This is a genomic window from Roseibium litorale, assembly GCF_014842915.1.
In the GTDB taxonomy this organism is placed as follows: domain Bacteria; phylum Pseudomonadota; class Alphaproteobacteria; order Rhizobiales; family Stappiaceae; genus Roseibium; species Roseibium litorale.
This window is the reverse complement of the sequence record NZ_JACYXI010000001.1, coordinates 590,708-612,280: the sequence shown is the minus strand read 5'-3', so window position 1 is coordinate 612,280 and position 21,573 is coordinate 590,708. Positions and strand designations below refer to the sequence as shown.

The window sequence follows — 21,573 nt, the reverse complement described above, 5'->3', positions numbered from 1 at the left end:
TGGAGAAAAAGTCTGTGAGGACTGAGCCGTATCCTTGATAATTGTGACAGGCAAGAGGCGGAGAAAAGAAGAAGCCCCTGGACTTCATGTCAAAGAGCAGGGGCTTCGTTGTGGTTCAGCGGATAAAGGTGCCGGAGCGCAGCTCGTTGAAAGCCTGGTGCAGTTCGGCCCGTGTGTTCATGACGATTGGTCCGTGCCAGGCCACGGGTTCCTTGATCGGAGCGCCGGAGACCAGCAGGAAGCGGATGCCGTGATCCCCGGCCTGCACGACGATCTCATCGCCGCTGCCGAAGATGACCAGCGTACGGTCGCCGGACTGGTCCCGGATGTGCAGCTCCTCACCGCCGAATTCTTTTTCGGTCAGGACACCGAAGGGATCGGAGGCCCCTTCAAACCGCCCGGAGCCTTCGAAGATATAGGCGAAGGTCTGCTTGTAAGTGTCGACCTTCAACCGTTTCCGCTTGCCCGCGGGGACGAAGACATCGAGATACTGCGGTTCGGCGGCAATACCGTCGACTGGACCGGACTTGCCCCAGAAGTTGCCGCAGATGACACGCACGGAGGTGCCGTCGTCATCAGTGATTACCGGTATCTCGCCGGACTTCACATCCTGATAGCGCGGCTCGGTCATCTTCAGGGACGAGGGCAGGTTGGCCCAGAGCTGGAAGCCATGCATCCGGCCCTTCTGGTCTCCCTTTGGCATCTCCTGGTGCATGATGCCGCGTCCGGCGGTCATCCACTGCACGTCACCAGCGCCAAGCGAACCGGTGTTGCCGAGGCTGTCGCCATGCTCGACGGTACCGGCCAGAACATAGGTGATGGTCTCGATGCCCCGGTGCGGATGCCAGGGAAAGCCAGCCAGATAGTCCTGCGGGCGTTCATTGCGGAAATCGTCAAGCAGCAGGAACGGGTCCAGCATCTCCGGATCCTGAAATCCGAAGACGCGCTCCAGCTTAACGCCCGCCCCTTCAAGGGTGGGTTGTGTGGAGCCGATGTGAGTGACGGGACGGATGGACATATTGGTGTCTCCTTTATCGGAGTTGCGTTGCCCCTAATGTAATTCACCGTGAGAAGAGCGCGATAAGCGGAGTTTCGACAGAGTGTTCAACAAATGGAAACGGCCGTTAGAAAATCAGCGGCGCCGTCGTCACTTGCCGCCAACTGTCCGGAAAACGCCGGAGAGGTCTTTTCTTTGGTCCGGTCCTCTGGCAGTTTTCCGCCTCTGGCCCATATGACCTGGATCAAGTGCGGACTTTTCGGCGCTTTTCTTGTCAGATCTCTTCCATCACAGGCTTTTCATGTCCCCGATCATTTCCGTTCAGGCTCTGGACAAGACATATGAGGGCGGGTTTCAGGCTCTGAAATCCGTGTCGCTTGATATTCACGAGGGCGAGGTGTTTGCGCTTCTCGGTCCCAATGGCGCAGGCAAGACCACTCTCATCAGCACGATTTGCGGCCTGGTGATCCCGACCAGCGGCAGCATCTCCATCGGCGGTTTTGATACACAGAAGGATTACCGGGCCGCCCGCAGGCTTGTCGGTCTGGTGCCGCAGGAAATGCCGACGGCCCCGTTCGAGAAGGTGATCGACACGGTGTCCTTTACCCGTGGCTTGTTCGGCTTGAAGAAGAAGCCGGAGCTGATCGAGGAAATTCTCAAGGATCTCAGTCTCTGGGACAAGCGCAACAATCCGATCATGACCCTTTCAGGCGGCATGAAACGGCGTGTTCTGGTCGCCAAGGCGCTGGCTCATGAGCCGAAGGTGCTCTTTCTGGACGAGCCGACCGCAGGCGTGGATGTGGAGCTGCGCCGGGACATGTGGCGCCTGGTGGGAGAGTTGAAGCAGCGCGGCGTCACGATCATTCTGACCACCCATTACATCGAGGAGGCCGAGGAAATGGCCGACCGGGTCGGGGTGATCAACAAGGGCGAGATCATTCTGGTCGATGAAAAAACGGCTTTGATGCAGAAGCTGGGGCGCAAGGAACTGACCATCGAACTGGTCGAGCCTCTTGCAGCTTTGCCGGAGGGCCTGGATGGCCAGGCGATCACGCTTTCCGAGGACCGCCGCCTCATCACCTACAGCTACGATGCGCAGGCGGAGCGGACCGGAGTGACGAAGCTCGTTACGGTCCTGTCCCAGTCAGGTGTGCGGTTCCATGACCTCAACACCCGCCAGAGTTCCCTTGAAGACATTTTCGTTGATCTCGTGAAGGCCAAGTCATGAATTTCCAAGCCATCAAGGCCATCTATTTCTTCGAGATGGCGCGGACGATGCGCACGCTGATGCAGTCCATCGTTTCTCCCGTGATTTCAACATCGCTCTATTTTGTGGTCTTCGGCGCTGCTATCGGCTCTAGGATCTCCGAGGTGGACGGCGTGTCCTACGGCGCCTTCATCGTTCCGGGGCTGATCATGCTGTCCCTTATGACCCAGAGCCTCTCCAACGCCTCGTTCGGGATCTATTTCCCGCAGTTCACCGGCACAATTTTCGAAATTCTGTCGGCGCCTGTGTCTTTCCTGGAAATCACCGTTGCCTTTGTAGGCGCGGCTGCGACGAAATCGGCAATGGTCGGGGCGATTATCCTTCTGACTGCGGCGGCCTTCGTGGACCTCGAGATCCAGCATCCCTTCTGGATGCTGACGTTCTTCGTCCTCACATCCGTCACTTTTGCGCTTCTGGGCTTCATCATAGGTATCTGGGCAGACAGCTTCGAGAAGCTGCAGTTCGTTCCGTTGCTGATCGTGACACCGCTCGCATTCCTCGGGGGCAGCTTCTATTCGATCTCCATGCTGCCGCCGGTGTGGCAGACGGTGACCCTGTTCAATCCGGTCGTTTATCTCATCTCCGGCTTCCGATGGAGCTTCTATGGTCAGGCGGATGTGAGCCTGTGGGTGTCCCTGTTGATGACCGGCGTCTTCCTGGCAATCTGCCTGGCTGTCATTGGCTGGATCTTCAGGACAGGATACAAGCTCAAGGCCTGATAGCCGGGGCCGCCTTGCAGGCCTGGCCTTGAGCCAGGTATGCCGGGCACTGACGATCATCGATCAAGAGACTTCCAAATGCTTCACAGTTCTTCCCGCTGGCGGCCGGTCCGCGTTGCAATCTCTATTGGCCTAGTTGCTCTTCTGGCCGCCTGTCAGACTGCAACTCAAAAGCCGGGAAGCAGGCAGATCGCGGCTCAGGCAAGTCTCTCCACTCCGGTTCAGTCGGCCCCCTTGGTTGCGGATGTTCAGCCCGCTCCGGTGGAGCCAGTCGCCTATGCACCTCCCGCCGTTCAGGTTCGCGGGCATTCCGAGTTTGTGATGGATATGGCGAGTGGCGCGGAACTGTCATCGGAAAATGCGGATCAGCCGCGCTATCCGGCGTCCCTCACCAAGATGATGACGCTTTATCTGCTGTTTGAGGAGCTGGAGGCGGGCAGGATGAACCTGTCTTCACCGCTGAAGGTTTCCGCTCATGCAGCCTCAAAGCCGCCGGCGCGCCTCGGGCTGAAGGCCGGATCGACGATCACGGTTGATGACGCCGTTCATGCCCTTGCAGTGAAGTCCGCCAACGATGTGGCTGTCACTATCGCGGAGAACATCTCCGGCACGGAAACAGCTTTCGCCCGGAAGATGACCGCGAAGGCGCGGGCGCTGGGCCTGACGCGGACCCACTATGTCAACGCCAGCGGTCTTTATGATCCAGGCCAGGTGACGACTGCGCGGGACATGGCCAAGCTGGGCCGTGCCCTGAAGCTGCGGTTTCCGCAATATGCCCGCTTCTTCAAGCTGCAGAGCTTCACCTACAACGGGCGGACCTATCCTTCGACCAATAATCTGCTCGGCAAGGTGGCAGGGGTTGACGGTCTGAAGACCGGCTACATCAGCCAGTCCGGCTACAATCTTGTGGCAACCGCAAACCGGGGCGGCCGCCAGCGGCTGGTGGTGGTTATGGGCGGCAAGACCGAAGGCGCCCGTGACAAGGAAGTGACCCAGCTTCTGGAAAGCAGCTTTTAATCAGATCGTTTCTATTCAACGCTTTAGGTAAGTCAGAATGCTGCCACAGTAAATTGGCCGCGGGCCTGATGAAATTTTGGGCTAATGAAATCTAAAAGTGCTGGTCAGGAAAATCTGACAACGGCAAAGCCGGTCATGCAGCTTGAACGACCGACACCCGGTTCCGACCTGAGTTCTTTGAAGAATAAAGGCGCTCGTCCGCCTGACGGAGAACGTCTGTTGGCGTCAGACCATTGCCGGTGCCGTGATAAAGCCCTGCTGAAACGGTGAGACTGGTGCCCTCGGCGGTGAAGGGCAGGGGCATTTTCTCAATGGCAATTCTGATCCGCTCTGCAAGATTATATGCCTCTTCGTATGTCGCTTGGGGCATCAGAACAGCGAACTCCTCACCACCGATCCGGGCCAGACAGTGTCCGCTGCCCATGCTTTCCTGCATCGTGGCCGTGGTAAGCTGCAGCACCTGGTCGCCGGTGCTATGACCGAGTTTGTCGTTGATCTGCTTGAAATGGTCGAGATCGAGCAGGATGACCGCGAAAGACCCGGAAGCCTTGTTTCCCAACAAAGTGTGAAGACGGGCAAAGAACTCCCGCCGGTTATAAACGCCGGTAAGCGGGTCTCTGGAGGCTGCCGACTTGTGGTCCGCTGCTATGCGCTCATAAATCAGCGCAAGAGAGAACGCTCCGTTGGCCGATACAAAAATCAGAACCAGTCCGAGATGCAAGGACATCATCCATGTGTCGATTGCCGGCGGCACAAGACCGAACTCGCCTGCGAGATTCAAGGAGAGCCGGAGGGCGAAGGACAGGAACAAAAGGCTGAAACTGAAGATTAGCCCCCAACGGGAGCGCAAGCCATCGTTCCGTCCTTGAATGTAGAACAGCAGCGTTTCTCCCGATAAGGCCAGTGCGGCGATATTGAAGATGACGTAGCTCTGAGAGGGGGGGAGACCGATGTGGATCGACAGCGTTGCCAGAACCACCAGAGCAAGCCCCCAGTAGGATCTGACAGTGCTCGGGCTGATGTTGTGAAAGGCCGCCGCACCGTTTCTGAGAAGGCAAAGTCCCGCGATCAGTGTGGTATTGACCAGAAGGTAGAACAAGGGGAGGGTGATTATCCTTCCTAAGAGGATAAACCCTATCCCCACCGCGAGGATCATGTTCGCACCAGCCCAGCAGGCGCAGGAAGACAATTCCCTTTTGTTCCAGGCCATCAGCAGGAATGTGATCGAGAACACGGCCAGTATGATGAACTGAGCTGCGAGGATAGAAAAACTGTCCAAGGGTGCGTGTCCCGGTAAGTTGAATAGGATTTGAGTAAAATTTCAAGGAAGCTGTCTGGCTCAAGTTAGATCCCGGCAGCTTTCCGTGCTCTTGCCAAATCCTGTAAAATTTTAATGTTCCAAAATGCTGCCGCAAGGAGAGACGCAGCCGCCTTCCCGGGCTAAGTGACCGATAACAGTTGCGAATTTATGTACGCATTAATTCTGATGCGAGTTTCCCCAGGGGAGTGCCGTCTACAAAACCGGGCAAATGCCTGATCATTTTCGGGAATTAATTGCCATTTTCCACAGGTTGCCAAAATAAATAAAAGGCCCGCGCGAGGCGGGCCTCTCAGAAAAGTTGTTTGCCGTCAGGTCCTCCGGCCATCTGACCTAAGGGAATGGACTTAGGTCTTGGCCTTGTCGACCAGTGCGTTGGACTTGATCCCCCGCGACCGCCTTTGGCGGGCGCAGAGGTTTGATGCTTTGGATCAAGTCCTTTGGCAGAGCTTAGTTCTTGGCCTTGTCGACCAGTGCGTTGGACTTGATCCCCCGCGACCGCCTTTGGCGGGCGCAGAGATTTGATGCTTTGGATCAAGTCCTTTGGTAGAACTTAGTTCTTGGACTTGTCGACCAGTGCGTTGGACTTGATCCAGGGCATCATGCCGCGGAGCTTTTCGCCAACTTCTTCGATCTGGTGAGCGTCGTTCAGGCGGCGGGTTGCCTTGAACTTTGCTGCGCCAGCACGGTATTCCTGCATCCAATCGGAGGTGAACTTGCCGGTCTGGATGTCGGTCAGGACGCGCTTCATTTCAGCCTTGGTTTCGGCAGTCACGATGCGCGGGCCGGTGACGTACTCGCCCCACTCAGCGGTGTTGGAGATCGAGTAGTTCATGTTGGCGATGCCGCCTTCGTAGATCAGGTCCACGATCAGCTTCACTTCGTGCAGACACTCGAAATAGGCCATTTCCGGAGCGTAACCGGCTTCGACCAGGGTTTCGAAACCAGCGCGGATCAGTTCGACGAGACCGCCGCACAGAACGGCCTGTTCGCCGAAGAGGTCGGTTTCACACTCTTCCTTGAAGGTGGTTTCGATGATGCCCGAACGGCCGCCGCCAACGCCACAAGCGTAGGACAGGCCGAGGTCATGGGCGTTGCCCGAAGCGTCCTGGTGGACTGCGATGAGGCACGGCACGCCGCCGCCCTTGACGTATTCGCCGCGAACGGTGTGGCCCGGGCCCTTCGGCGCGACCATCAGAACGTCAACGGTGGACTTGGCTTCGATCAGGCCGAAGTGAACGTTCAGGCCGTGAGCAAAGGCAATCGCTGCGCCGTCACGGATGTTGGCTGCGATGTGGTCCTTATAGATGTCAGCCTGGAGCTCGTCCGGGGTTGCCATCATCATCAGGTCTGCCCAGGCAGCTGCTTCAGCGACGTTCATGACCTTGAAGCCATCGGCTTCAGCCTTGAGGGCGGTGGTGGACCCTTCACGCAGGGCAACGGCGATCTCGGTGCAGCCGGAGTCCTTCAGGTTCATTGCATGGGCGCGGCCCTGGGAACCGTAACCGATGATGGCGACCTTCTTGGACTTGATCAGGTTCAGATCGGCATCGCGATCGTAATAAACACGCATGGGTTTTCCTTTCTCCCGTTTGCCGGTGACCGGGTCTTGCTGCCGGTTCCGGATATTCCAGAATTTGAGTGTGCCCGGCGTCAGGCGCCGAACAGCTTGTAGAAGCGGTCGACTGCGGTTGCCGCCTGCCCCTTCAGATCCCGTTCTTCCGCTTTCGCCTGGTCGCCAAGCAAAAGCCGGATATGGACGTCACGTACGGCGAGGCCGTAGAGCACCTGATAGGCCTCCTCGGCATCGTCGAACTTCAGGTAACCGCGGTGCCGACCGGCTTCGAGAAGCGCACGGGCCTTGGCGGAAATCATCTGTTTTCCGCGCACGCGCAGCAGGCGGCCGAGCCGGTTGTCGTCCCGGTTGGACTGGCCGATGGAGAGCCGGTTGAGGGCGACGGAAGTCTCGCCGAACAGAACGGCGAGCAGCTCGGTGGCAAAAGCGGTCAGGTGGGTCCGGAAGGTCGCTGCGTCCGCTGTGGCGCCACTTTCCGGCGGGAAGTGAACCTTGCTGGCCTGATAGGCAACCACAGCGGCCAGAAGACCATCCCGGTCACCAAACCACTTATAGAGGCTTTCCTTGGAGCAATTTGCCGTGCGGGCCAGACCCGCCGTGGTCAGCGCTTTCTCGCCGCCCTCGACCAGCAGGCTCAGCGCATGCTCAAGCACGGCTTCCTGACGGGCGGTGAAGGCGGTGTCTTCGAAATCGGTGTCCGCTGGGGCGGAGGAGAGGGGCATGACAGACCTGTATTCCGGCTTTGTACCGTACGGTACGGTTCGGGGAGTGTTATCCGGTTTTGCCGGGCGAGCGTCAAGAGGGAATTGTCCGGGGCCTCGTTTTTCTGCAAGCCTCTTTTAAAGTCAGCCAGCAGTTCGTATTTATGAGTTTAAATATCAGGTATTGAAGGTGTCCCATGCAGCGTCCCGTCCGTCCAGCTCCCCGTATTCTGACCGTGAAATCGGCCCGTTATCTGACGCCCCACATGATCCGCGTCACTTTGACCGGGGACAGCCTCTCCGATTTTCCTCCGGGTCAGGAAGGGGCGCATTGCAAACTGGCCTTTCCGCGGGCAGGGGAGGACAAGGACGGTTTCGCCAGTCATTATGCCGAGGGGCGTCCCAAGGAACGGCTGCATCCGGTGCGCACCTATACGGTCCGCGCTTTCCGGCAGGCGGAGCCCGAGATGGACATCGATTTCGTGGCCCATGGAGATTCGGGTCCCGGAACTCTCTGGGCCCAGAATGCGGTGGAGGGTTCGTTTCTCGCCTTCATGGGCCCTGGCCCGGTCAAGATGACCCATTTCCAAGCCGACTGGTATCTGGTGGCAGCCGACATGTCGGCGCTGCCGGTGGCAGCTGCCTCTATTGAGGCAATGCCGCGCAATGCAAAAGGGCTGGCGATATTCGAGATACTTTCTGAAGAGGACAAACAGACAGATATCCGGATTCCTGAGGGGATCGAGGTTCACTGGCTGGTTCAGCCGGATCCGCATGTGGCCACCAGCGTTCAGATCGATTTCCTGCGTTCAATACCGTGGCCCGAAGGCCGCGTGCAAACCTGTATCGCAGGCGAAAGCTCGGCAATCCGGTCTATCCGGGAGTATGTGCTCAAGGAGAAGGGGGTTGGCAAGGCTGATGCGTATATCTCCGGCTACTGGAAGGTGGGCCTGGTCGAGGATCAGCATCAGGAAATGAAGCGGCTGGAAACGGCGTGAACCCTTGCTGCTGGGGTTCTGTTAGGGGCACAAAGGACGGCCCTTCCCGCATTCGTGGAGTTGCACAAGCCGATCGCGGCATCGATGGCTAAAATAATGCATAAATTAGCCAGATTTCTGCCATGTCGGTTTGTGCTGGACTTTGCTTAACTTTCTCCAGCGGTCTGCACATCCATGGGACACGCTCTTTTGTCGCCCGGAACGGTTTGCGCCTTACCCCCTAGCTAGTTGGCGCGCCCTTCCTTCTTGACCCCCGCCCTGCCAAGCCAGGGCGGTTTTTTTTGGCAAGTTTGCATTGAGTTGGCAGCGCCGGCGCTGTGGCCGTGCCCGTGCCCGTCATTACAGATTTGTCATGACAAGGATTTAACTGTTTCCCGTTCCCCGCCCGGCGTAATCGGGAGGTGCCCCCAGAAGACGCGGTGCGAGATGCTGCGCCGGGGAGACACGGAGATTTCATGAAATTCCGCCTCTTTGCCACAGCTGTTAGTGCCGTCGTGATGACCACTTCAGCGTTTGCCGCGAGCTCTCCGCATTGGAGCTACAAGGGAGAGGAAGGCCCCGCGCATTGGGGGGCGCTTGCAAAGAATTTCGCCGCCTGCGAGACCGGCCATGAGCAATCGCCTGTGGACCTTGCCCACGCGGTCAAGGCTGAGCCAGCCGCCATCGCCTTCCATTGGAATCCCAAAGCCAAGTGGACCGAAGTCAACAACGGCCACAGCATTCAGGACAACACGGAAGACGGCGGAACAATTGATCTGGACGGCAAGACCTACAAGCTGGTCCAGTTTCACTTCCATTCGCCTTCCGAACACGCGATTGACGGCAAGAAGGCGCCCATGGAGGCGCATTTTGTTCATGTTGCCGATGACGGGACGATTGCCGTTCTGGGGGCAATGATTGAACCCGGCGGCAAGAACCCGCTCTTTAAGACAATCATGGACGCTGCGCCGGAGAAGGTTGGTGCTGAAAAAACGATTGGCGAAGCGGATGCTGCAAAGCTTCTGCCTGCAACTCAACACTTCTACCGGTACGAAGGGTCTCTGACGACGCCTCCCTGTTCCGAAACCGTAGTCTGGACGGTGCTCAAGGAGCCAATCAAGGTCTCGGAAGAGAGCATCAAAGAGTTCCAGAAACTTTATGACGCCAATGCCCGTCCGCTGCAGAAGCTGGACCGGCGTTATATTCTGGAAAACTGAGTTTGAAGCAGATTTGACCGGAAGATTATGGCAGCGCCCGGCTCGATGAGCCGGGCGCTTTTGCATGCGCGGGTCAAGGCCTCAAAGGACGACCTGCGTCCCGATTTCCACCACACGCCCCGTGGGCAGACGGAAGAAGCTGGTGGGGTCCGCGGCAAAGCGGGTCAGGCGGATGAAGCTCCGCGTCATCAGGCTCTTGAGCAGTCCCGAAGAAGCCGGAACCAGCATGCGGCGTGACAGGAAGAACGAGGTCGACATGATGTCAAACTTGATTCCCTTCTTGCGCAGTTCCTTCAAGGCGCCAGGAATATTCGGGTCCTCCATGTAGCCATAAGAAACGGTCAGCTTTGTGAAGCTGTCGTCCACCGCGGTGATCGTTAGCCGGTCCTCGTCTTCGACAAAGGGAACCGGCAGGGTCTTGATCGTCATGATCAGGTTCTGCTCATGCAGCACCTTGTAGTGCTTCAGGCTGTGCATGAGCGAGGTGGGCGCACTGTCCTGATCCCCGGTCATGAAGATGGCTGTGCCAGGCACCTGGTGCGGCATGTTCTTCCTCAAGGACGTGATCAGCGTGGTCAGCGGGATCTCATGCTTGCGGGTCTTGTCGAAGAGCCGCTTGCTGCCCCTGGTCCACACCACCATGATGGTCAGCAGCGCCGAGGACATGAAGACCGAGACCCAGCCGCCCTCGAAGAACTTCATCATGTTGGCCGTCAGGAACATGGCGTCGATGGCGGCAAAGAGGATGGCAACCACGACGACCAGAGCCAGTGGCCAGCGCCAGACCCCGCGCATGACCAGGGCCAGAAGCAGGGTCGTGACCAGCATCTGGCCGGAGATCGAAATGCCATAGGCTGCAGCGATGGCGTCAGAGGATCCAAAGCCCAGAACCAGGCTGAGCACGCCCAGGAGCAGCAGCCAGTTGATCTGGGGCAGATAGATCTGCCCGGATTGGGTCTCTGAGGTGTGAATGATGGTCAGGCGCGGCAGAAGATGGAGCTGGGCGGCTTGCCGCGCCATGGAGAACGCGCCGGAAATCACGGCCTGGCTTGCAATCACGGTTGCTGCGGTCGCCAGAAGGATGATCGGGATGCGGCCCCAACCTGGCATCATCTCGAAAAGGGGCTGATCCACAAAGCCCGCGTTGCTGAGCAGAAAGGCCCCCTGGCCGAGGTAGTTGATCACCAGAGCCGGGAACACCAGCACGAACCAGGTGTGGATGATCGGGGTGCGGCCAAAGTGGCCAAGGTCGACGTAAAGCGCTTCTGCGCCTGTAACGGAGAGAAAGGCGGCACCGGCGACAGCAAGCGCCACGGTGCTGTGATCGAGCGCAAAGGCAATTGCCTCCAGCGGATCAAGCGCCCGGAACACGCTCGGGTCATCCAGAATGTGGCTGAGGCCGGAGATGGTCAGGCAGCCGAACCAGACCAGCATGACCGGGCCGAAGACTGCCGACACCTTGCTCGTGCCGAAGCGCTGGACCGCAAAGAGTGTGATCAGGATGCCCGCCGTGATCGGGATGACATAACCGGCGATATCCGGATCTGTCAGCACAAAGCCTTCAACGGCAGAGAGCACGGAAATGGCCGGCGTGATGAAAGCGTCGCCGAAGAAGAGCGCTGCACCGATCACGCCAAGAGCCGTCACGATGTATTGTGCACGGCCTGCGACCTTGCGGGCCAGGATTGCGAGCGACAGGGTGCCGCCTTCGCCTTGGTTGCCCGCCCTCAGGACGATCAGTGCGTATTTCAGTGTGACGATGATTGTAAGCGCCCAGACAATGATGGAAAGAGACCCGATGATTTCCGCCTTCGAGGCGACGCTGGCCCCATTCGTTGCTGCTCTGAGCGTCTCCCTGAGGGCGTAGATTGGACTGGTCCCGATGTCGCCATAGACGACGCCTGCTGCACCCAGCATGAGCATTGCATGGCTGGATTTCACACCATGGCTCTGCTCGGCAGAGGACTTCCGCGTTTCCGCATTCTCGAGGATTGTCATTTGAAAGTTTGCCCCAGTTCGCCTGTTCAAGGCGTTTGAGAACCTGGACCTGGTCAGAATGAGGCTGGCCACCAGCAGGTTCGTTTCACTGAACGTTCCATAAGCGAATTGGTTCCCTTGCGGGCTCGAGTTTGCCTCAGAGCTGACAAGGTCAGGCCAGGTTGCCCTGGCTCAGGAACGCGCCGTCCGGATCGCATCCGCGAAGGTTTGCAGACCGTCCTGGATCCGTGCGGCGGAGAGCTTGTCCTCCGAAATTGCCCGCTTGTCCAGTGCATTGCTGCGCGCGGGCAGCATGAGGCAGGCTTCCTCGACGACCTCTCCGGCCATGGTTTTCAAAACATCCCTCAACATTTCAGGGACATATTCATGCCGGGATGCCGCCTGGAACAGGGCAATTTTCTTGCCGGGAAAATCCGTGCAACCGACCAGCCAGTCGAGCATGTTCTTGAAGCTGCCGGGCAGGCAATGCATGTACTCGGGGCAGGCGATCAGCAATCCGTCGGCAGCTGCGACGGAACTTCTGAGCTGCGTGACTTCGTCCGGCAGCGTTTCCGCGCTTTCGAGATCCGGCGAGAAATGGGGGAGCCCTGCCAGGCCGTTATAAAGGCTGATGACCATCCCCTCCGGCGCCAGCTCCTGCGCGGCCTCCAACAGGGCCCGGTTGCTCGATGCCGCGCGGAGACTGCCGCAGATGGCGAGGAGGTGGATGGGCGTCATGACCGGTCTTACCGGCTCGCAGCGGCCAGCGCCGTGCCGAAGCCAACGAAGAGCGTGCCAAGCATACGGCGCACGAAGGTTAGCCGGTTTGGCGAGAGCAGGAACCGGCGCAGGGTATCCCCCGCATAGGCGATCGCGGCGTGATTGGCATAGCAGAGGGCCGCGTAGGTAAGCGACAGGATCGTCGCCAGACCGGGCGTGAAGCCGTCATGAGGCAGGAACTGCGGGAAAAGCGCCGTGATCACGAGCATTGCCTTGGGATTGGTGACGGAAACGAACAATCCTTGCGCAAAAAGCCGGCCTTGGCTGCGGGGAGCCGCCGGTCCCTTGTCATGAACCTGAAGGCTTGAGCGGTCCCGCCAGATCTTGATGCCCAGGTAGATCAGATAGGCCGCGCCAATCAGCTTCAGAACAGTGAAGGCGAGAGCGGACGCGGCCATGACCGCGCCAAAGCCGAAGGCGGCGGCATAGCCGATCAACACCAGCCCCAACGCGTTGCCCGCAGCCGATACAAGTGTCGCCGTGCGTCCAAAACGTAAGGTGTTGCTGATCGCCAGCATGACACCAGGCCCCGGGCTGAGAGCCGGAAGCAAGGACAGGGCAACGAAGAGGAGCCAGCTTTGGAATGTCATGGAAATAGCCTGTCATGTGTCGAAGGGGAGACAGATAAAAGCGGCGAGATCAGTGCGTGAGGTCTTTTAAGCAGTGTTGACAGATTTGAAAAGTGCGGTTGGGAGGCTGCGCTGGCTATCATCATCTTGTCGGGAATAAACCGGAAAAGCACTTGTCGTGTTTCCTGTCCTCCGTCTAGGATTGTGCTTGTTGATTTATGCAATTTAGGAATTGTTTTTTGATGATTGAGCTCGATTGTTCTGTCCCTAAAAAGAAGTATGGCGCTGCATTGACGAAAGTCGTTGAGGCTGTTGGTCTGGTTATCGTCAAGCGATATCTTCTTGCTCCCGTTAAACTTTATGAGGCCTTCAAAGCATATGAGCCAAAAGATCTGACTGTTGAGCAGAAGGCTTATAAGTTCTGGCACACGGTCTTTGCGACTGCTGTCACGGACGCCATGGTCCGAAATCGTTGGGCGCTGGGAACGGATAAAAACGCGATCGAGGAGGTTCTCACCGAATTGTTCAAGTCGGTGTTCGACAGGACGCGGCCCGGATCATTCCAGCCAGATAACCTTATCGATCCGACGTCATTGCCGCTTTATCAGGAAAAGCTTCGAGAGCTGTTTCCGCATTATCTAGCAAAGATTGAACCGGGACACTGCAAGAGCGATGATGCTATTCGGCTGGATCTGGACAAAAGCATCAGGAGCTCGATCTGGAAAGTCTGGCATATCGATACGGCGGCATTTAAGGAGTTCGAAACGGCGCTGGATGGGTTGGTCGCAGAAGGCTGGCAGAGAGTTCAGGCGTGGCGTCAACATTCCGGCTGGATTGACTATAAGCTGAGTGGCCAGCCGTTGTTCGGCCAGAAAGATGACAGTGGCATTACGGTGCAAGCGGTCTATACGCCGCTGCGCTGTGTAATTCATGAAGACCTCCGGGTGAAATCCGAAGGTGACGAGCCTGCAGATTTGCAGGGACCCCATGATTTGGACTCAAAAACCAAACGGATCGCCCATATCGGCTGGTTGCATGAGACTCTGGCTGACTGGCTTGATATCGAAGGCAAAGACGGCGCACGTGACCCGATCCGGGTGATTGGTGGAGGTCCGGGGAGTGGAAAATCAACCTTTTCGAGGGTCTTTGCATCGGATGTCGCCAGTCAGGCCGGTTGGAATGTTTGCTTTGTCGAAATGCAGCATTTCCGATTTAAAGGCGATCTGGAGCAGAATTTAAGCGAGCACTTCGCGTCCAAAAGGCTTGGCCGCTGTCTGGGGTTTGACCCGCTCACCGCGCAGAGCGCGGACCAGAGACCATTGCTATTCGTATTTGACGGGCTTGATGAGCTGGTGCGGAGTGACGACGCTGCGGAAGATGTCGCGAAGACCTTTGTCCGCAAAGCAATTGGATTTCTTCAGAAGCATAATGATGGCCAGATGCGTGCCAAGGCCATGATCCTTGGACGACCGGCTGCAGTCGCGCCCGCTTGCAAGGATGCGGAGCTCGATTTATCGGCGCTGGTTCACGTCATGCCGATGAACCCTTTGAGTGCGCATGCCTTGGAGATTGGCTACGGACGAGGCGGCGTTGAACTGGATCCGGATCTCATTCGCGATCCGTTCCAGCTGGCTTCCAATGATGACCGGGAGACCTATTGGGAAAACTGGTGCGCAGCAAGTGGTGAAACGGCCAAAGGCAAGCCAACAGCTCTGGAAGACCGTCGTCTTGATGAGTTTACCTGTGAACCGCTGCTGTTCTATCTGCTGATCTATTCCGGCTTTGCGATGAAAGGCGCCGACGAAGGCGAGGTAAACCGCAACAGCATCTACCGGGAAATCTTCCGGAGGGTGCACAAGCGGGACAAGAAGCTCAAAAAACATGAGGCGGCACGAGGGATAGAAAAAGAAGACTTCTTTCTCCTGATGGAATGCCTTGCCATGGCGATCTGGTATGGCGGCGGACGCACCGGTTCAGATGACGATTTCAATACGGTTTTCACGGCGCTTGCCGAGAAGACGGCGCGTCGCCGTCTCCATGGTGTTCAGGCTGCGACGCTCGAAAACGTCGCCATGCAATTCTACACCCGGCGTGATGTTGGCGATGATCCGGGTTTTGAATTCATTCACAAAAGCTTTGGCGAATACCTGATCGGTTGCGCCTTGTACCGCTACGCAAGCCGTTTGGTCACGGATGACCGGGGCGTGGATGCATTGGCGCTCGATTGGCTGAAAATGACCGGCCGGGGTGTCCTGTCGTTGGATATTATCCAGTTCCTGCGAGATGAAGTGCGGTTAAATCAACCGACTGATCCGGATGAGTTCCTTTCAGAGCTGCTTGAAACGCTAAACTTGGCAGTTGAAAAGGGGTTTCCGGCACATGAGCTGAAATCTGAAACCTGGCGGCAAGCAGAAACGCTGCAGCGCAATGCCGCGGGCTCGCTGTTGGCAGTGATAAATGCAGTTTACCTGACACGGAGGCAAGGGGCCGATGAAGTCGTTGCGCCGCTTGACATTTGTTGGCCCGAGGCGTCAGCGGCGAGGCAGTTTTTGGACATGTTGCACGTCACCAGTGCTTACGGCCATCCGCATGGGCAGTTGCTGTCTGGCTTCTGTTTTACGGGTGTGATTGGCAGGCAAGGGTCCAGATTTCAATGTGACTTGAGTAGCTTGCGTCTTGCTCGCGTGGACCTGCAAGGGGCGGACCTGCAACACGCGGACCTGCAACAGGCGTACCTGCTACGGGCGAAGCTGCTAGGGGCGAACCTGCAACGGGCGGACCTGCAAGGGGCGGACCTGCAACGGGCGAACCTGCAACAGGCGGACCTGCTACGGGCGAAGCTGCTAGGGGCGAACCTGCAAGGGGCGGACCTGCAACAGGCGTACCTGCAACAGGCGTACCTGCTAGGGGCGAAGCTGCAACAGGCGGACCTGCGAGGGGCGGACCTGCTACGGGCGAAGCTGCTAGGGGCGAACCTGCAAGGGGCGGACCTGCAAGGGGCGGACCTGCAACACGCGGACCTGCAAGGGGCGGACCTGCAAGGGGCGAAGCTGCAACAGGCGGACCTGCGAGGGGCGAACCTGCAACGGGCGGACCTGCAAGGGGCGGACCTGCAACGGGCGATGCTGCGAAACTCAGACGCCAGCGACGCGATTATCCTTTTGGCGTCGCTGGCGTCTGCCGATTTGAGCCTCACCCGAAACCTCACTCAAGAGCAAATCAACTCTACGTTTGGCGATGGTGGAACGAAATTGCCCGGTGGTCTGAACCGGCCGGACCATTGGCCGGAACAGGAGCTTGGCTTCGTAGAGGCAGATGAGCAGTGGCGTGCTTGGATCCGCGCGCAATTGGCCAAAGAGAACGCTGAGGACGACGCCGAGCCAGCGGGCACGGATTAAGCCTTCACACTTCCCCCATCGCATGTCTGAACCGCCTGACGCTTTCGGCAAAGCCATGGATCAGCGCGTCGGCGGTGAAGCCGTGGCCGATGGACATTTCACGGATGAAGGGAGCCCGGGCGATCAGTTCGGGAATGTTTGCGACCGTCAGATCGTGTCCGGCATTGACGCCGAGCCCGAGCGCATAGGCTCTTTCTGCGGTCTTGACCACCTTGTCGAGCTCTTCGGCTGCCGCCGTGAAGTCGTCATGACAGGCGCCATAAGGGCCTGTGTAGATTTCAATCCGCTCGGCCCCCAGTCCGGCAGCCTGTTCGGGGGCGTCCGGATCCGGGTCGCAGAACAGCGAAACGGTGACAGCCCAGTCCTTGGCGGCGGCAATGGCATCGGCCAGCCGGGACGTGTCCCGGTCAAATTGCCAGCCATGGTCTGAGGTGGTCTGATCCGGATCGTCTGGCACAAACAGCACCTGGTCCGGTCTTGCCTCTTCCACCAGCTTCAGGAAATCGTCCGAGGGATAACCTTCCAGGCAGAGTTCCTTATTGGCGTAACGGCTTTCGATCAGGTCCGCGAGGTCGAAAACGTCGGTCTTGCGGATGTGGCGCTCGTCCGGTCGCGGGTGAACGGTGATGCCCTTCGCGCCGGCCTCCATGGCGATGGCAGCAAGGCCGGTGACGCTGGGCCAGGGCAGATCGCGCCGGTTCCGCAGCATGGCGATGGCGTTGACATTGACGGAAAGGCGCGAGGTGGTCATCGGAAGCTCGTATCGGGCAGATGGTCGGAAGGATCAGTCCGCTTCCTTCCGGAGGCGGCACCAGGCGGACGTGCCGGAGGTCAGAAAATTCTACCAAACACCCAGCCTGTCAAACGGGTTTTTGTCCCTAGAGACAATATAGCAGGCGCAGGTTTGGGCTTGCCTGAGGTCTTCTCAGCGCCTTGGCTTCCCAAAAAGCGGAAAGCCCCGCGCGGAGGTCCGGCGGGGCTTTCGATGGTCAGCGCTGCGTTGCGATTACACCCGGTTGAGCAGCCGGGCGCGGATCGTGTTCGGCAGAGCCCGGATTTCTTCCAGGATTTCGACCGTGTTGCCGACCGGCGTGTCAACATCCACCACCACATAGCCGATGTCCTTGTAGGACTGCAGATACTGGGAGCAGATGTTGAGGTTGTGGCGGGCGAAGAGCTCGTTGAGCGTGCGCATGGCACCCGGCGCATTGTGGTGCACCTGAATGAAGCGCGTCGCCTCCGTGCCCTTGGGCAGCTGAACTTCGGCGAAGTTGACCGCGCCCAGCGTGGAGCCCACGTCGGAATATTCCACCAGGCGGCGGGAGACTTCCTCACCGATCCTGTCCTGGGCTTCTTCGGTCGATCCGCCCACATGGGGGGTCAGGATGACATTGTCGAGGCCGCGCAGCGGGCTGGTGAACTCGTCCTTGTTGGACTTTGGCTCGACCGGGAACACGTCCACGGCGGCACCGGCCAGATGGCCGCTCTTGAGCGCGTCTGCAAGCGCCTCGATCACCACCACCTTGCCGCGCGCGTTGTTGATGAGGAAGGCGCCCTTCTTCATCTTGGCGATCTCGGCAGCCGTGATCATGTTCCGGGTTTCTGCCGTGTCCGGCACATGCAGGGAGACCACATCCGACTGGGCCAGCAGCTCGTCCAGGCTGTCCACCGGCATCACGTTGCCATGCTGCAGCTTGTCGACCAGATCGTAAAAGATGACCCGCATGCCCATGGCTTCGCCCAGATTGGCGAGCTGGGTGCCGATGTTGCCATAGCCGACGATGCCCAGGGTCTTGCCGCGCACTTCATGGGAACCGGTGGCCGTCTTCAGCCAGCGGCCTTCATGGGCGGCAACCGACTTGGTGAAGACGCCGCGCATCAGCATGACGATTTCGGCAATGGTCAGTTCGGCGACAGAGCGGGTGTTGGAGAACGGCGCATTGAACACCGGTACGCCCAGCTTCACCGCGGCTTCCAGATCCACCTGGTTGGTGCCGACGGAGAAACAGCCAACGGCAACCAGCGTCTTGGCCGCTTCCAGAACCTCGGCGGTGATCTGGGTGCGCGAGCGGATGCCGACGATATGAACGCCCTGAAGCTTCTCGATCAAGGCATCCTTGTCCAGCGCGGTCGGCAGAAGCTCGTAATTGGTGTAGCCGGCTTTTTCCAGGATCGCGGTGGCGGTGGGGGAAATCCCCTCCAGCAGCAGCCAGCGAATCTGGTTCTTCGGCCGGGACAGACCGTGGATCATGGCTTGGTGACCTTTTCAAACATCGCAGCGGATTTCAGGTGCAGACGGCAGGCGCCCGCTTGCGCGTGTCCTATACGCCGGGAGGCCTGTGGCGGCAAGGGGAGGGGCGGGAAATGAGGGAGGGAGGGGGCAAACTATGTCCTAGCCGCGATAACGAATATTTATTGCAGGATCAGAAGTGATCGACAGCATTCGACTGCGTTGTGGTCATTCTTGTTAAACTTCTGGAGCCGAAAACCTGCCATCTGAAACGCGTTTGGAGTTGGACTTACCCTGGACTGCGCATTGAGGGGCTGCCAGGCAGATTTAAACGGGCAGAATTTCAAAACTTCGTGGGTTAGAGGATGCATATCACTCCTGATAGATAATCGATTCCGACGACGTGACCTTGTTTTGGGAATGACGAGCTCTCATATGGAATAGAGCACGATTGGATTACTTACGCTATCTTTTGGGAAGGGACGGCAAGATGGGTGGAGCTAATGAAGCAATGATGAGGCATGGCGAAGTTTTGGCCATGGCAGCATCTTACCTGGTGAGCATCGGAAGGTTGGAAAGCTGCGAAGGCCACGGTACTATTTATGGTGGAGCGGCATGGGACTTGGAAGATGACTTCTACAAGCAGGTGATGAACGACCGAAACCGCGGCGTTAATGGGCCAGTTCCTTGGGCTGCTGATATGACCGCGCGCGAGTATACCGACCTGCTTAAGGAGGCGTATGAAGACCATCCTGGCGAAGCATGTTTCGCTTGTAAAAAGAACTTAGCGGATTGAGCGTGTGACTATCCGGACGTGGCGCAGCAAAGATCCGGGATAGCTATTCTGATGCATCTTGAGGGTAGGTCCCGGTTCAAGGTCGAGACGGGATGGCGGGAAGCATAGAGGCTTAACATCAGCGTCATCCACGGCAGCCCTGCTCTGGAACTGAGTGGGTCCGCGGTCGAGCCGGGAATGACCGTGGGGAGGACTTTGCGAGAAAGCCGCCAAGCTGACCGTTGCAGCAGCTGCCACAAGCGAAAATCCTCTCCTTCTTCGTCCTGCCATGGCTTGACCATGGCACCCATGCCGTGACCTCTCACAGCGGAAAGACCGCGTTTGCCGGGCGGAGCGGTGAGGTCCCGGCGGGGTGGAGGACGGCGTGGGGTGGGCCGAAAATCTCTCCCTATCCGTGCCGGAAAGACATCTGCCCGGGAGGCTTTTAGGGGACATGAAATGACCCGCTGCAATCGCTCGCAGCGGGTCAGGTGCCGATGGGGTTTTGTTTTCTCCGTGCGGAGCCGGTTTGCCGCCGCTTTTCAGGCGGCTTGCGAGGACTCGAGAGGCAGACGGGCCCAGATGGCTTCGGCGGTTTCCAGCCCATAGGACAGAAGGAAACTGCCGGAGAGGGCGCGGTGGAGCGCGGTTGCATCCTCCAGTTCCTTGGTTGTCACTCCGAAGCTGTTTTCCTGGCGCAGGGTCCGGTTGAACAGGCTCACGCGTCCGCTGCCGGTTGTGCGGGCCATCATCAGGTTGGACGGGAACGGGGATTGCGGCGAGCGCGCGCAGTAGAAGTTGGACATCTCTATGTCCGACTGGACCGGCAGCATGTCATCGAAGCCGAACAGCGGGAACCAGCCCTCCGGGGTCTTGCGCTCCAGAACAATCTCGCCGGCGGCCATATCATCCCTGAACCGGAACGTTTCGCGCAGCAGTGTCTGTTCCGTGCCGGTTTCGATTTTGAGGGGCGCACGCGGACCGGGGCCGCCAAATCCGGCATCCACGAGCCAGCCGGTTCCTCTCAGACGCACGACAAAGGCCAGATGCGAGCGGGGACCGCCCGAGGGGCCTCCCATGCGCACCCGCGCCAGAATGGGGCGGTGCTCGAACCCGAAGGCCGTCAAGGCTGCGCCGAGGAGTGTATTCTGCTCCATGCAATAACCGCCTTGCCCCTCCAGGACCAGCTTCTGCCAAACAGCGCCGGGTGTAAGGTCTGGTACGGTGCCGAGCAGCGGCGCGATGTTCTCGAAGGCAATCGCCTGCATCTGGCGTGTCTGCAGCATGTGCAGGTCTTCCTCGGTCGTGGACAAGGCGCCGAGACCGAGGCGGGACAAGTAAATATCGACTTCAAAAGTCATGATCGTCTCTTCTTCAGGAACGCAGCCTCTTCTGGCTGCCTGCTCCCTGCGGCTGACCGGACCTTTGGTGAGGCGATCAGCCGGGAGCCCGGCAATCGGGCCCGCCGGGAGCAATGAAGATTTGACATGGGACGCGGGCAGGAACAGTGCCGTGCATCACATGTTTGCGCAAATCGGGACTGCCGCAAGAAAGCCTGCCGTGATGGTTTCGCAGCGGGCTTTGTTTGTTTTTTGGGTCATGGTGCCAGCTCAGGCGTCCTTATCGGTGACGAGCTGGCCTTCTGCGGCCTTGTAGAAATACTGGCTTGCAACAAGCCAGCCCTTGAGGGGCCGCAGCGGCGGAATGCAGGTCAAAAGGATCAGCGGAAGTGTTGTGAACAGATGCACCCAGTAAGGCGCCGTGTAATAGACCTCCAGCCACAAAGCGAAAATGACAGCCGGGATACAACCAAAACAGATGACAAAGAACGCTGGCCCGTCGGCCGGATCTGCGTAACTGAAGTCGAGGCCGCACATTTCACATTTGGGCTTGAGTTTCAGGAAGCCGTTGAAGATGTGCCCTTCTCCGCAGCGGGGGCAGCGGCACCGCAGCCCGGTTTGGATCGGAGAGAGGGGCGGCCAGTGTGCTTCTGTGGTCATGGTAGTTCTCATCTTGAATTGTATGCAGGCAATTTAAGAAAAGAATGCATTCAAT

18 protein-coding genes are annotated in these 21,573 nt (G+C 58.5%); 7 read left to right on the top strand and 11 right to left on the bottom strand.

What is annotated here, in order from left to right:
- Positions 1-115 precede the first annotated feature (115 nt).
- Positions 116-1,018 (bottom strand): pirin family protein, encoded by a 903-nt coding sequence (locus tag IG616_RS03120; RefSeq protein WP_192146269.1) that lies wholly within the window; start codon positions 1,016-1,018, stop codon positions 116-118.
- 280 nt (positions 1,019-1,298) lie between these two features.
- Between IG616_RS03120 and IG616_RS03115 the strand changes: the two genes are divergently transcribed.
- From IG616_RS03115 to IG616_RS03105, 3 genes are all read left to right on the top strand, one after another.
- On the top strand, positions 1,299-2,225 hold the full coding sequence (locus IG616_RS03115) for an ABC transporter ATP-binding protein (RefSeq protein WP_192146267.1): 927 nt from the start codon (positions 1,299-1,301) through the stop codon (positions 2,223-2,225).
- Positions 2,222-2,983: an ABC transporter permease gene (locus IG616_RS03110; protein WP_192146265.1), complete on the top strand. Its 762-nt coding sequence runs from the start codon at positions 2,222-2,224 to the stop codon at positions 2,981-2,983. Before IG616_RS03115 ends, IG616_RS03110 begins: the two co-directional genes overlap by 4 nt.
- A gap of 78 nt (positions 2,984-3,061) precedes the next feature.
- On the top strand, positions 3,062-4,000 hold the full coding sequence (locus IG616_RS03105) for a D-alanyl-D-alanine carboxypeptidase family protein (protein ID WP_192146263.1): 939 nt from the start codon (positions 3,062-3,064) through the stop codon (positions 3,998-4,000).
- 133 nt (positions 4,001-4,133) lie between these two features.
- Here IG616_RS03105 and IG616_RS03100 read toward each other — a convergent pair whose 3' ends face one another.
- From IG616_RS03100 to IG616_RS03090, 3 genes are all read right to left on the bottom strand, one after another.
- Positions 4,134-5,279: a GGDEF domain-containing protein gene (locus IG616_RS03100; protein WP_192146261.1), complete on the bottom strand. Its 1,146-nt coding sequence runs from the start codon at positions 5,277-5,279 to the stop codon at positions 4,134-4,136.
- A gap of 592 nt (positions 5,280-5,871) precedes the next feature.
- Complete coding sequence (ilvC, locus tag IG616_RS03095; protein ID WP_192146259.1) at positions 5,872-6,891, bottom strand: ketol-acid reductoisomerase; 1,020 nt, start codon at positions 6,889-6,891, stop codon at positions 5,872-5,874.
- A gap of 80 nt (positions 6,892-6,971) precedes the next feature.
- Positions 6,972-7,616, bottom strand: a complete 645-nt coding sequence (locus tag IG616_RS03090) for a TetR/AcrR family transcriptional regulator (RefSeq protein WP_192146257.1) — start codon at positions 7,614-7,616, stop codon at positions 6,972-6,974.
- 176 nt (positions 7,617-7,792) lie between these two features.
- On the opposite strand from IG616_RS03090, the gene IG616_RS03085 reads away from it, so the two are divergent.
- On the top strand, positions 7,793-8,593 hold the full coding sequence (locus tag IG616_RS03085) for a siderophore-interacting protein (RefSeq protein WP_192146255.1): 801 nt from the start codon (positions 7,793-7,795) through the stop codon (positions 8,591-8,593).
- A 455-nt stretch (positions 8,594-9,048) separates the two neighbouring features.
- A complete protein-coding gene (locus tag IG616_RS03080) occupies positions 9,049-9,789 on the top strand; it encodes a carbonic anhydrase (protein ID WP_192146253.1) in 741 nt (246 codons plus the stop codon).
- A gap of 81 nt (positions 9,790-9,870) precedes the next feature.
- On the opposite strand, the gene IG616_RS03075 is transcribed toward IG616_RS03080, so the two are convergent.
- From IG616_RS03075 to IG616_RS03065, 3 genes are all read right to left on the bottom strand, one after another.
- Positions 9,871-11,787 (bottom strand): potassium transporter Kup, encoded by a 1,917-nt coding sequence (locus tag IG616_RS03075; protein WP_209007241.1) that lies wholly within the window; start codon positions 11,785-11,787, stop codon positions 9,871-9,873.
- Positions 11,788-11,958: 171 nt separating this feature from the next.
- Positions 11,959-12,504 (bottom strand): NADPH-dependent FMN reductase, encoded by a 546-nt coding sequence (locus tag IG616_RS03070; RefSeq protein WP_192146251.1) that lies wholly within the window; start codon positions 12,502-12,504, stop codon positions 11,959-11,961.
- An 8-nt stretch (positions 12,505-12,512) separates the two neighbouring features.
- Complete coding sequence (locus IG616_RS03065; protein WP_192146249.1) at positions 12,513-13,136, bottom strand: LysE family translocator; 624 nt, start codon at positions 13,134-13,136, stop codon at positions 12,513-12,515.
- A gap of 221 nt (positions 13,137-13,357) precedes the next feature.
- Here IG616_RS03065 and IG616_RS03060 point away from each other — a divergent pair, with 221 nt between their 5' ends.
- Positions 13,358-16,513 (top strand): pentapeptide repeat-containing protein, encoded by a 3,156-nt coding sequence (locus IG616_RS03060; RefSeq protein ID WP_192146247.1) that lies wholly within the window; start codon positions 13,358-13,360, stop codon positions 16,511-16,513.
- Between the two features lie 4 nt (positions 16,514-16,517).
- On the opposite strand, the gene IG616_RS03055 is transcribed toward IG616_RS03060, so the two are convergent.
- Entirely contained in the window at positions 16,518-17,264 is a 747-nt protein-coding gene (locus tag IG616_RS03055; RefSeq protein ID WP_192146245.1) for a pyridoxine 5'-phosphate synthase, read from the bottom strand.
- Positions 17,265-17,519: 255 nt separating this feature from the next.
- Positions 17,520-18,764 carry a phosphoglycerate dehydrogenase gene (gene serA / locus IG616_RS03050; protein ID WP_192146243.1) on the bottom strand — a complete coding sequence of 415 codons (1,245 nt, stop codon included), beginning with the start codon at positions 18,762-18,764 and terminating at the stop codon, positions 17,520-17,522.
- A 430-nt stretch (positions 18,765-19,194) separates the two neighbouring features.
- Between serA and IG616_RS03045 the strand changes: the two genes are divergently transcribed.
- A complete protein-coding gene (locus tag IG616_RS03045; protein ID WP_192146241.1) occupies positions 19,195-19,539 on the top strand; it encodes a hypothetical protein in 345 nt (114 codons plus the stop codon).
- Positions 19,540-20,060: 521 nt separating this feature from the next.
- Here the strand turns inward: IG616_RS03045 and IG616_RS03040 are convergent.
- Together IG616_RS03040 and IG616_RS03035 are read right to left on the bottom strand one after the other, a co-directional pair.
- Entirely contained in the window at positions 20,061-20,879 is an 819-nt protein-coding gene (locus IG616_RS03040; protein ID WP_192146239.1) for an arylamine N-acetyltransferase family protein, read from the bottom strand.
- A 249-nt stretch (positions 20,880-21,128) separates the two neighbouring features.
- Positions 21,129-21,518 carry a DUF983 domain-containing protein gene (locus tag IG616_RS03035; protein WP_192146237.1) on the bottom strand — a complete coding sequence of 130 codons (390 nt, stop codon included), beginning with the start codon at positions 21,516-21,518 and terminating at the stop codon, positions 21,129-21,131.
- Positions 21,519-21,573 lie beyond the last annotated feature (55 nt).